Origin of the sequence: Ruegeria alba (genome assembly GCF_022321465.1) — a bacterium.
Classification (GTDB): Bacteria; Pseudomonadota; Alphaproteobacteria; order Rhodobacterales; family Rhodobacteraceae; genus Ruegeria_B; species Ruegeria_B alba.
In genome coordinates this window covers 1-10,924 of the sequence record NZ_JAKOEM010000039.1, presented here as the reverse complement: position 1 = coordinate 10,924, position 10,924 = coordinate 1, and the positions used below count along the sequence as shown (strand labels likewise).

Annotated in this window: 10 protein-coding genes; 1 reads left to right on the top strand and 9 read right to left on the bottom strand. The window is 65.7% G+C overall.

What is annotated here, in order from left to right:
* The 3 genes from MB818_RS21400 to MB818_RS21390 all read right to left on the bottom strand — a co-directional run.
* Window positions 1-1,640 (bottom strand): phage tail protein (locus tag MB818_RS21400; RefSeq protein WP_238906411.1); only part of this gene is annotated, 1,640 nt, incomplete at its 3' end.
* Window positions 1,633-1,848 carry a hypothetical protein gene (locus MB818_RS21395; RefSeq protein WP_238906409.1) on the bottom strand — a complete coding sequence of 72 codons (216 nt, stop codon included), beginning with the start codon at window positions 1,846-1,848 and terminating at the stop codon, window positions 1,633-1,635. The genes MB818_RS21395 and MB818_RS21400, both read right to left, overlap by 8 nt.
* On the bottom strand, window positions 1,845-2,093 hold the full coding sequence (locus MB818_RS21390) for a hypothetical protein (RefSeq protein WP_164128633.1): 249 nt from the start codon (window positions 2,091-2,093) through the stop codon (window positions 1,845-1,847). Before MB818_RS21390 ends, MB818_RS21395 begins: the two co-directional genes overlap by 4 nt.
* Window positions 2,094-2,361: 268 nt before the next feature.
* Here MB818_RS21390 and MB818_RS21385 point away from each other — a divergent pair, with 268 nt between their 5' ends.
* Complete coding sequence (locus MB818_RS21385) at window positions 2,362-4,071, top strand: adenylate/guanylate cyclase domain-containing protein (RefSeq protein WP_238906408.1); 1,710 nt, start codon at window positions 2,362-2,364, stop codon at window positions 4,069-4,071.
* A gap of 219 nt (window positions 4,072-4,290) precedes the next feature.
* Here the strand turns inward: MB818_RS21385 and MB818_RS21380 are convergent, their stop codons facing one another.
* Genes MB818_RS21380 through MB818_RS21355 form a run of 6 tightly spaced genes read right to left on the bottom strand, consistent with a single transcriptional unit; the run spans window position 4,291 to window position 10,897 of the window.
* Window positions 4,291-5,139 (bottom strand): phage BR0599 family protein, encoded by an 849-nt coding sequence (locus MB818_RS21380; RefSeq protein WP_238906406.1) that lies wholly within the window; start codon window positions 5,137-5,139, stop codon window positions 4,291-4,293.
* 4 nt (window positions 5,140-5,143) lie between these two features.
* Window positions 5,144-6,823, bottom strand: a complete 1,680-nt coding sequence (locus tag MB818_RS21375; protein ID WP_238906404.1) for a vWA domain-containing protein — start codon at window positions 6,821-6,823, stop codon at window positions 5,144-5,146.
* The gene (locus tag MB818_RS21370; RefSeq protein ID WP_238906402.1) at window positions 6,816-9,299 is read right to left on the bottom strand and encodes a phage tail tape measure protein; all 2,484 of its coding nucleotides are present in this window, start codon (window positions 9,297-9,299) and stop codon (window positions 6,816-6,818) included. The genes MB818_RS21375 and MB818_RS21370 overlap by 8 nt, the downstream gene beginning before the upstream one ends.
* Window positions 9,292-9,477 carry a DUF7697 family protein gene (locus MB818_RS21365; RefSeq protein WP_234163885.1) on the bottom strand — a complete coding sequence of 62 codons (186 nt, stop codon included), beginning with the start codon at window positions 9,475-9,477 and terminating at the stop codon, window positions 9,292-9,294. Before MB818_RS21365 ends, MB818_RS21370 begins: the two co-directional genes overlap by 8 nt.
* Window positions 9,478-9,506: 29 nt before the next feature.
* Window positions 9,507-9,956, bottom strand: coding sequence for a phage-derived protein YdaY family protein (locus MB818_RS21360; protein WP_234217558.1), 450 nt, complete (start codon window positions 9,954-9,956; stop codon window positions 9,507-9,509).
* A gap of 2 nt (window positions 9,957-9,958) precedes the next feature.
* Window positions 9,959-10,897, bottom strand: a complete 939-nt coding sequence (locus tag MB818_RS21355) for a phage tail tube protein (protein WP_238906413.1) — start codon at window positions 10,895-10,897, stop codon at window positions 9,959-9,961.
* Between the last annotated feature and the right edge of the window lie 27 nt (window positions 10,898-10,924).

Sequence of the window (10,924 nt, the reverse complement as noted above, 5' to 3'; positions counted from 1 at the left end):
TGCACCAGAAGCCAATACGGGGATTCCCTTACCAGCCGGCGCGACAGCGGTTTTGGGGCAGACAGTAAGGATGTGGGCGGGCTCGCAACTTCTCCGCCAACAAGCGCGGTCGCGCCCAGGGCAAAGGCATCTTCCACGAGCCGGAGCCGGACCCGGTTGTCGCGCCCGTCGCCGTGATCGATCTCGACCACGCGCATCAGCGCGCCTTCGAGACCCCGGCGGGGATTGACGAGCCGGATGACATCACCGGGATCGAGATCGGCGCCCTGCCGGTTCACGGTGATCTCGCCGGAGAGGAGCGGCGCCGAAAGGGCCCGCAGGTCACGTTCGGCCAGGCGCACGGCGAGGTCCTCGCGCCGGACGCCGGGATAGTCCACCGTGGTGGAGATCACCTGTCCCATCAGCTGCACCCGGGCGGTGTCGGTGACACTGACGGAACCGGGCTGATCGGTGCGCAGGTCGGAGAAGGTGACGGTGAGACTGTTGACGAGATCGACCGCTTCGCGCCGGCCCAGCTCGCCCCAGTCCACCACGTTGGTGGCATCGAAGACCGGCACGGTCTCGGGGTTGTAATCGTCACGGATGAGCTTCAGCTCCCAGCGGCCGGTGCGGCGGTCGACATAGAGCTGGGCGTCGATGTGATGCAGGATGTCTCCGAGGAACTCCTCGAGACTGGCATCGCTCTGCCAGAGGAGGGAGAGGCCAAGGCCCTCGGCAAGGAGCTGGTCTGCGGCAGCCGCAAAGCTGGGGCCGATATCCGCCGCCCCGTATCCAAGCCCCCAGGTCCGGTTGGTGAGGCATTCGCGGATGATATGGGCCGGGTTCATGTCCGGGCCCGGATCGGACGTCGGATCGCTCTCTGGATCCACCGCAGCGATCTCGGCCGTCTCCGGGTACCATTGCGCCGCACCGTCCTCGGCGGTGAGGATTCGGGTGACCCGGACGGCCCAGGGCTTCAGATAGGGGTTGAGCCCCATGTAGACCTGGCGCAGCACGAGGCTGCAGAGTCCACGGAACCCGGGCACCTCTGTTCCGGCCCGGGCAGCGAGGTAGCTGTTGGGCCCCTGGTCGGGTGCCCCCATCAGGATGTCGATATCGCCGACGATGCCGCCTTCACGGCTCTCGCCGCCGAAGAGCTCGGGCTTGTCGATGCGGATGCGGGTGCCCGGCGCGGGAATGTCTCCCTCGTCCCCAGACGATCCGCTGCCGGGCACGGTGCTGAGGCTCACGGGTTGGAAGGCAAAGGAGAGCGTCTTTGGTTCGACCTGCATCCAGGTCAGGTGTTCGCGCTCGTCAAAGGCGATGCCGCGCAGGACGATCCGGTAGGTGGTGCCACTGCCCGGCAGCGTGAGATCGAGCGCCTGTCCGAGGGAGAGGCCGGGAATGCCGTTCGCGCCGTAGATGTTGAGCGCGGCGGTACTGCCTTGCTCGCCGGCCGGAAAGGCCGCGGCAGTGGCATTGGTGAGAAGCGTGGTCACCGCGCCGACCCCATCGCCGCTTCCGGAAACCGTGCCATCGGCGAGCGACCAGGCGGTGCGGTCATCGACACGGATCTCGCGGATCACGTCCACCGGCCCATGGCAGAGCGCCAGGTGCGCCCCCAGCGCATAGCGATAGCCGACGATGACGGAACTACCCATGGCTCTGCTCCTGCTCCGAACTGAGGCGCCGCTCCGCCTCGGCGATCGCCCGCATCGCAAGCGCGTCGCCGGTGGCGGCCAGCACCTCGGCCGGACAGCCCTCGCGCAGGAAGACCTGCCAGTCGAGCCCGTGGCGGGCAAACCAGCCGCGCGCGCCCTGCAAACACAGCCGGGCGGCGCGCAGATCCCGGACAATCACCCGTGTCACTTCTTGCCTCCGGACTTGCGGATCGGGTCGACCTTCAGATCCCCCGCCCAGACCACGTTGGGCCCGCGCAGCAGCACCGTGCCGAACACCACCGGAATGGGTCGGCCTTCCTCCGCCGTGGGCAGGTCGAACGCATCGAGCCCCGCGGCCTTCGGCGGCGCCGTCTTCGGACGCGGCGCCAGCACATAGGAGATCGCCGTCAGCACAAGGCTGGCGACAATCTGGACGACAAAGTTCCAGACCATGAGGGGGAGGCTTTCACAGTTTCGCGGATGCAACGAGGGCGGTGTGTTGGCGTGGCGCGACAGATTGGTTTTCGGGCAAAGCTAACTTATCATGGAGGAGCCGACGGAGGCGTGGAAGTCGGATCTCACAGACTACCCGACAAAGCTGCACTTGGAATGGGCTCGCGTTTTGCAGGGTTTTAATGCAAAATAATCTTACGGATACGCAGTTATCCTGTTTTCAGACTTGACGTCGAGTGCGTCTCTTCAGGGAGAGGATGTCCGACACATGCATCGAAAACTTGCCACCATATTGGTGGGCGACATTGTTGGCTCAACCTTGCAAATGGAGCGCGACGAAGAAGGTTCGGTGCGTCGGTTTCAAAATTGTCTGGGAGCAGTGGCGCAAACCGTGAACGAGCATGATGGACGCGTCTTCAGCCGCGCGGGAGACGCAGTGCTCGCCGAGTTTTCCAGTCCTGTGAATGCGCTTCGGGCGGCAATGGAGGCCCGCGGAGCTCTGGCGAGGGTCGACGCCAGTTCGCCGAAAGACATGCGGTTCGGCCTTCACATTGCCGATGTAATGGACGTCGAAGGTGACTTGCGGGGAGACGGCGTAAACATCGCGGCCCGCATACAGTCTGAGGCGGAACCGGGCGCAATCGATACCAGCAGATTGCTGGTTGATCAGGTTCGTCGCAACTCGCCTTGTATTTTCGATGATCTGGGCGAAAGAACCTTCAAGGGGATCAGCGAACCAATCCAGATCTTTCGCGTACGCGACGAATTTGCCAGCCAGCGATGGCAACCAGGCAGGGAAAGCACTGCGAAGACACCCGACAAGCGTCCGCACTCGATCGCCGTTGCCCCTTTGGCCGCCGCCGGGTCCGCGGACGAAACCCAGAAGGCACTGGCCGGAGGAATGACCGACGACCTGATTCTCGAGTTGAGCCGGGTCTCACGTCTCTTTGTCGTCTCCTCGAGCGCCAGTGCCGCCGTTGCCGGGATGGAGCCCAAGGCAATCGGAGACAGGCTTGGCGTTCGCTATGTCCTAAGCGGTTCGATGCGCTTGCTGGGCGACCGAATTCGCCTCAACCTTTCTCTGACGGAAACCGATGCTGGTCAGGTCGTATGGTCCGATCGCGTCCAGCGTCCATTTGATGAGTTTCTCGATCTAATGGACGAGATCACCGCTCAGGTGAGCGCCACGGTGACGGGGCGGATGCTGGTCGCCGACACGGAGGTCGCGCGCCGCAAACCGACTGGGTCGCTGACGGCATATGAGTATTACCTGCGCGGCCTGGATTCATATCGCCGCGGTGGTGTGACCGACGACAACATCCGCGAGTCGATGGAATGGTTCGACAAGGCAGTCGAAGCCGATCCCAACTTTGCGCGCGCTCGCGCTATGTGGGTGTGCTCGGCCTCGTGGCTCGACGACTATGACTGGGACGACGGCCGCAAGCGCTTACGATCGGCATTGGAAATTGACCCCGATGACCCGGAAGCGAACCGCGTGTTGGGTTCGATCCTGATTTGGGAGCGTCGGTTCGACGAGTCGCGCGCATTTCACGAAAGAGCGATGCGCAACGCGCCGAACGACGCCTACATCCTGGGCAAATCTGCAGGATACTACCTCTGCGTCGGAGAAATCGAGAAGGCCCTGGAGCTTCTGGACAAGGCGGAAGCCCTCGACCCGTTCGTCCCGGTTTGGCTGACGGAACAGCGGGCCGCAGCGTACTACCTGCTGGGCCGCTACGCCGATGCGATCGCTCTTATTAAAGGTCTGCCCTACCAGACCCGCGACTGTAGGATGTACCGCGCCGCATGCCATGTCGCTTTGGGAGATACCGAAACGGCACGAGAGATTGTTCAAATCGCCACGGGAATGACGCCCGACCTTACCCAATCCTATATGCGCAAAAGAGAGGTGTTCCAGGACAGCAGGGTTCAGGACGAGTTGATTGCGCGGCTGGCCGATGCGGGACTTCCGGAGTGACGAAATATCTGCGGGCCTGCCTCGATCGCGCCTAGTCGCACGAACTTCGAAGCAGATGCGTTTGCTTCTCGCTCGAATGCACCTCGACCATTTGATACTGACAAAATCTGAAACTTACATGGAAGGTCGATCTGAGACCACTTGCCATTGCTCGAGTATCCTTCAGATATCAAACCGTTTCCGCTCAATGGAACCAGGCGGCCTGATATCCTCGTGAAACTAGATAATACTCGTCCCCCCGAACGGGTTCCTGCCCGGAATGTCCGGGAACCCGCCGAAGTTCAGCAGGTTGCCGAAGCGGTTCGCGCAGGTGTCGCGGCGCAGATCGCAGCCGGGGGCGATCTGGATGCTGGCGGTGAGGCCGGGATCGTCGATTTCCGCCTCGAGTGCAGGCATGCGGCCTGAGAGCGTCAGGGTGACACCGGTGTGCCCGGTGATGAAGCCCGGAAGGCCTGCGTGGCGTAACACGCCGCCGCGATACCAGCCGTCGGGTTGCGCGGCCGCCTCGGGCACGGTGATCTGTTGCCCGGAGCGGGCCGTCGCTGTCGCCGGGACCAGGAAGCTCTCGATATCGAGCCGGCAGCCACCGGCATAGAGAACATGACGACAGAGCCGCTGATAGCGGGCGCGCACGCCCTGGCGGCGCATGGCGGTGAAGAGCGACTCTGCCCTGAGAACGATCCGCACCCCTTCCACCCGGGCCGAGACGATGCGGCCCTTCCAATGCGCGACCAGCTCCCCCGGCACCTGCTCATGGCCGCGGAAGATGGTGAGCGTGGTGACCGACGATCCCCGCGGCCCGAGCCAGCGGCGGGCGAAGGGATCGGAGAGCGGAAAGGTGAGACTCAGATCGACCCGGCGCGGATCGCCGCTCTGGACCACGTTGCCATGGGCGAGCGCGGAGGCGGTCCATGTGGTGTCGCCCGGCTCATCGGCAAGCGTGCTGCCGGGCACGACCCAATCCGATGACCGGCTGGCAAAGTGCCAAGTCTGCGGGCCTTCTGCGAAGCGATAGAGAAAGAGCGGTCGACCTTCTGCGGTCGAGATCTCGAGATCATCATGGGTCATGGGCTCAGACCGGATCCGGAGTTTCCAGGAAGGGGAAGCTGACTTCGGTGCCGACAGGCCGATGCTCCATCTCGATCCGGTCAGTATCGAGCCGCACGAGGTCCACGAGATGCCCCGGCGTGGCGATTGGCAGATCCCGGTCGAGCGGGTCGATCCCGAGACGCAGGCCGAGGGGATCGAGGCTTGCGCTGGTGATGACGCGGAAGACCGGCTGTCCCGGCAGGTCCAGGAGCACATGCCGGCCGATCCAATCGGATGGCTCAAGGCGCGGCGCTACGATCAGGACATCGTCGCCGACAAGGGCCTCCTGCTGCAGGACAAGCTCGCGGCCCCAGGTGGGGAGCCAGAAGGCCCGGGCCCGGCCGCGCAGATGATGCAGCCAGCGGCGCCGCGACCAGGTGTTGCCGGGGCTGATATCCTTTAGCGTCAGAACGGAGCCGTGTTCCACCAGGTCGCGGAGAGGTTCGAACACGACCGGGCCCAACCCGCTGTCGACGCCCTCGAAGCTCTGCGACAGGGTCTCGGCCAAAGGCTGACGCAGGATACTCGGGTCCATCAGAACATCCCGGCCGCGGTAGCGTGGAATGCCGAAGAGCGTACCGAGCAGCGTGTCGCGCAGGCTGTCGGTATCGCCGGGCGCAATCACCGGCACGCCATCGGACGGGGTGTTGTCCAGCATCGCGGTCCAGCTTGTATTGGTGAGCCCGATGTTGAACCCGTAGACCTCCACATCCGCGATCGTCTCCAGCAGGGCCACGGCCGCCGTGGCGGAACTCAGTGGATAGGGCTCCCCATCGGTCAGAAACAGGATGATCCGCCGCTTGGCTCCAGCGCCGGCAAAAAAGCCCTGGGCTTCGCTCAGCGCCATGGCAAAATCCGTACCGCCCCGCAGGACCGGGGGCTGGGCCAGCCAGCCCGACAGCTGCGTGAGGTCCTGGCGGTCAGCCTCGCGTCGCACCTGCATGTCGGCGACTGTTTCGTTCCAGAGCAGGATGCAGATGTCGTTGCGCAAGGCGGGTGGCACACTGCCGGCCAGTTCATCGACCAGGGCCCGCACCGCCGCCATGGCCGCGGTGATCTTGGCCCCCGACATCGATGTGCTGGTGTCGATGGCGATGTAAAGCGCGGTGCCGCGCAGCCCCGAAAGATCGGCACTTTCCTGCAGCAGGAAGCGCGCGGTGACAAAGCCGAGATCCGCATGCCGACGCTCGATCTCCAGTGGCGCCAGCAAGCGGGCCCGCCGCGCAGGTGCGATCACCGGGTGGGTGAGATCGGCACCGGTTGAAGCTGCGAGATCAATTCCCGCGGGATGCACCGCGGCAACGGAAAGCAGATGCGCCTCCCCGCCATCGCTGGCGGCAACGGCAAAGCCCGGTGCACGGTAATCGGCGGGGCGCGCCGCGATGGTCAGGCTGGTACCTCCCGACGTTACATCATCGCCGCTGCGGTCGGCCATGTGCCAGAGCGGAACGATCCAGTCGCCTGCCAGACCCCGGCGGGCCAGCGCCAGTGCCTCGGCAAGACCGGGCCCGTCGAGCCGATGGCGCAGGGTCAGCACCTCGCGCGGGGCATCTCTGAGCGAAAGCCGCTGTTCACCGGCCTCGCTCTGCAAAACATCCGTGCGCCAGTCCAGGACTTCGGTCGCCGGGCCATGCGCGGCAAAGGGCCAGAGGAGATCAGCCATCAAAAGCCCCTCTGTTGCGGCGGATCACGTTGAGGATGGCACGTTCCCCTGCCGGCGTGGCGAGATAGTCTCCCACCAGCCCAGGATCGAGCACGTTGATGATCCGGGGCATGATCTGCGGCGCGGGTTGTGCCGTCCCGGCTTCCACCCCCAGCCGTCCGCCGGGTCCCCGGCGCAGGGGCAGGATTGCTTCCGGCCCGGCCTCGCCCATGAGACCGATGCCACGAGCAAAGGGAAACACGGTCGGGCGATCAACAATGCCGCTCCCCAGAACCCCACCGCGAGCAAAGGCGGTGATCTGGCCCGAGTGCGCAAAGACACCGCCCCTGGCAAAACCACCACCGAAGAGGCCACCGATGGCCTTGGTGATCCAGCCGAAGAGTCCGCCACCGCCACCGCCAGCCACCCCGCCACCGGAGAAGGCGCGGAAGAGCGCATCCTCGATCGGCTTGAAGGCGGAATCGATCAGGCGGTTGGCGAGGTTCCGGGCAATGCCGGATACCGCCTGGGCAAAGCTGCGCCAGCTGAGCTCGCCGGACTTGAGCGCCTCTTTCAGGGGACCGGTGATATCCTCGGCCAGACCCTTGGCCAGCTCCTTCGTGCGTTCGATGGCGGTCTTCGCCCCGTCCCAGGCCTTGCTCCCGGCCTCGGCGGCCTGCTTCAGCGCGCCGCCCGCGCCACCGGCCGCCGATCCCGCCCGACCGAGGGCGGCTTCGGTCTCGCCGAGGGCCGCGTTCAGCCGTTCCGTGGCCGCTGTGGCCTCTGCAGTTCCGTTGCCGTTCTCGCCAGACCCGGAGACAGCCGTGCGCAAGACATCCAGAGAGGTCAGCGGTGCCGTGGCCAGACCCGCAGGATCGAGGGATCTGGCCCGCGCCGCATCAGCACGTCCGCGCGCGGCATCCGCAGCATCAACCAGCCCAAGATCGGGCACGGTGAGCGGATTGTCGGCAAAGGCGCGGTCGAAGGCGGCTTGGGCAACGCTAGCGGCATTGGACGCAGCGCCTTCGAAGCGGTTCTCGATCTGGCCAAGCTCGAGATCGGGCACGACCGGGATGCGGCGTTCAACCCCGAGGGCTTCGAGCCCGGCATTCACACCGGAGATGAAGGTGTTGATCCGGGCAACGACACCGTTGAGCATCGCCTCGACGCCAGAGATCAGGCTGTTGGCCGCCTGGAAGGCAATATCGCCGATCGCGGCGGGCAGCAGGCCCCAGATCGCCTTGATCGCTTCGAATGTGCCTTCAAACGTGTTCGCCGCCGTGTTGCCAAAAGCCACCACGCTCTCGATGGCGCCCTGCAGCGCGGAAGCAGTCACGGCCTGGACCCCGGCAAATCCGGCCTCGAAGGCCGCAGCGACACTGGCCAGGCCCAGCCCAATCCGGCCCCAGACCTCGGCAGCGAGATCGCCGAGCAGCGTCATCGCATTGCCAAACCCGCCCGTGCCGGAGACCAGCCGGGTGAACTGGTGTACGAGTTCGCCGGCGCCGACAATCAGCGCCCCGATGCCGGTGCGGATCAGCGCACCGCGGAGGACGACCAGCGCCGTGGCGAGGCCGCGCACCGAGAGCACAGCCAAAGCCATGCCGGCGACCCAGCGTCCGGCCAGGAAGGTGGCGAAGGTGGCCGCGTAAATGGTGAGCCGGCCAATGTTGTCGAAGAGCCCGGTGAGGACCCGTCCAAGCGGGCCGGTGCGGTTCACGAGCACGGCCATGGCGTTTGCGACGGCTTCGAGCGCGGGCGCCGCAGCAACGGCCAGCTGGTTCGACAGCCCGCGCCAGATCAAACCGAGCCGGGAAATCGCATCGTTCGTCCGCTCGATCTGGTCGGCATCCTGCTCCGAAACGACGACGCCAAAGGCGCGCACGTCTTCGGTGGCTTGGCGCAGCGTTGCAGTGTCGATCCGGCTCATGGCGATGGAGCCTTCCTCGCCGAAGAGCTGGCCCGCAACCGCCGCGCGTTGGGCCACCGGCACGAAGCTCTCGATCGCCGCGTTGATCGCACCCACGCGCGCGTCGAGCGGCAGGGCCAGCAGGTCGGAGGCCGAGAGGCCCAGCCGCTCCAGCGCCTGCGCCGCAGGGCCACCGCCCGCCGCGGCCTGACTCAGCCGCCGGGTCAGGTCTTTCGTTGCCTGTTCGATGCCGGACATGGACACGCCGGCCAACTCGCCCGCGCGCTCCAGCGTCTGGATCGAGGCAACGGTGGTGCCGAGCGATTGTGCGAGCTTGGCTTGTGCATCAACTGTCTCGAGGCCGGAGCGGACCATGGCGACACCGGCGGCCATGGCAGCGGCGACCGCGGCAGCAGCGGCCACCTTCGCCCGGCGGGCAAAACTGGAGAGCCGGGTATTGGCTGCGTCCATCTCCCGGCTCAGTCGTCCGAAGCCGCGGGCACCGGCCTCGCCGACACCTTCCAGTTCGGCACGCACCTGGCGCCCGCCGACCGCCGCAAGGCGGACAGAAACCCTTTTCTCAGCCATCGGGACGTTCCATCTGTTCGTTGTATTTGGCGACCATCATCGCTTCGATGACGGGCAGCAGTTCGGCCGCGGCCGCTGATGGCACATCGAGCGCCGCGGCCAGCGCCAGTGCCGCCGACAAGTCCCAACCGACAACGGCGCCGGGCAGCACACGCAGCTGCCCGCCAAGCCGACCCACCAGGTCCCAGACCTGCCAGCCCTCGAAGGTCAGCGGCCGGTTCGCGCGGACTGGGCAGTCTTCGCACGTCGTTTGACAGGCTTGGCAGTAACGCTCGCCCCCGCCGAAGGACCACTCGGCGAGAGCGCGGAGGCGTTTTTTTCCTGTTCCAGCAAAAGGCCCTTCGAGACGTAGGTCAGCTGGAAGGCCTCGAAGATCGGCCAGATGTCGAGTAACGCTTCAACAGCCTCGGGGCTGGGATCGATCGGCTTGCCGTCCGCATCGCCGATGCCCTCCCAGGCGAGCACCGCGCGGCGTGCCAGCGCCTTGGCAAAAGCAACCGCGCGTTCTTCGTCCGATGCGGCCTCGGGCACAGTTTCCACCGCCGGGTCGCTTCGCGTCGCCACCATCAGCGCGGTGGTCAGCGGGCGCAGCTGCAGCCGGACGCCAGGGGCGAGGTCATGCCAACGCGGCGCGTTCGTCAGGTCGAGCGTCAGCATCCTCAATACACCTCGATATCGTTGATCAATGTTGCCGTGCACATCCGGCCGACCACACTGTCACGGGCGGCCTGCCAGTCGAATGTGGCCTGCACGCCCTGCGGTCCGGAAATCTCGATCCGCGGGCGCGGTAGGTAGACGGCGTGCACCGTGAAGGCGAAGCTCTCGCCCGAGGGCAACGCGTAGCCGAACTCGAGCTCGCAGGCCTCGCCATTGATGGCCTGCGTCACCAGCGGGCTGTCTGCAAAGCGCACCTCGATCGAGCCGGTGAGCGAGGCGATGGACGGGTCTGCGCCATCGATGCGGCCGTCCGAACGGATGGTCTCGATGCGGTCGAGATTGTTGGCATAGGTGATGTCCGTCGAGACCACGTTGCCGAGCGCCGAGCCGTTCCGCGTGACCTGTCCGTTGAAATGGCCGAACCGCTTCAGGGCAATGTCTGCCAGCGTCCCGGCGCTGGACGTCGTGCCTACCGTCTCGCCCTGCGCCACCAGCCGGGCCGTCGCGGTCAGGAGCCCCGAGCGCTGCATCTGCCAGGTGATCTGGTCGAGTACGCAGCCGGAATACATCGCATAGCGCGGCACCTCCGGCATGCCGGTTTCGATGGAGAGGCTCGGCAGCGTCCAGGATCCGGACTGGAACGCGTGCGTCCAGGGGCCGATGCCGGTGGTCACGGGTTGGCCGAAGGCGGCTTTTAGCCAGAAGCCGAAGGCCTCGGCGTCGAGCGGCACAACGACATCGCCATCCGCCGTCACCGCATCCTTGATCGGCGCCAGCGGGTCGCGGCCGTAGCCGAGAAGCTCCGAGTTCAGGAGCGGCTGCTCGGTGCCGAGCGTGGTGCTGGCAAACGGCATTTTCGTGTAGCCGCTCGCGGGCGGCGTGCCATAGGTCGTCTCGAACGCAAGCGCCATCTGCGCCCGCGCCCCTTGGGCTCGTGCCATCGTAGTCTCCTTATTCAGGAATGTTTT

Excerpts from the sequence above, each read along its gene's own strand:
- MB818_RS21360 (WP_234217558.1), bottom strand. The coding sequence starts at position 9,956 with ATGCTGACGCTCGACCTGACGAACGCGCCGCGTTGGCATGACCTCGCC.
- MB818_RS21375 (WP_238906404.1), bottom strand. The coding sequence starts at position 6,823 with ATGGCTGATCTCCTCTGGCCCTTTGCCGCGCATGGCCCGGCGACCGAA.
- MB818_RS21385 (WP_238906408.1), top strand. The coding sequence starts at position 2,362 with ATGCATCGAAAACTTGCCACCATATTGGTGGGCGACATTGTTGGCTCA.
- MB818_RS21390 (WP_164128633.1), bottom strand. The coding sequence starts at position 2,093 with ATGGTCTGGAACTTTGTCGTCCAGATTGTCGCCAGCCTTGTGCTGACG.
- MB818_RS21355 (WP_238906413.1), bottom strand. The coding sequence starts at position 10,897 with ATGGCACGAGCCCAAGGGGCGCGGGCGCAGATGGCGCTTGCGTTCGAG.
- MB818_RS21370 (WP_238906402.1), bottom strand. The coding sequence starts at position 9,299 with ATGGCTGAGAAAAGGGTTTCTGTCCGCCTTGCGGCGGTCGGCGGGCGC.
- MB818_RS21380 (WP_238906406.1), bottom strand. The coding sequence starts at position 5,139 with ATGACCCATGATGATCTCGAGATCTCGACCGCAGAAGGTCGACCGCTC.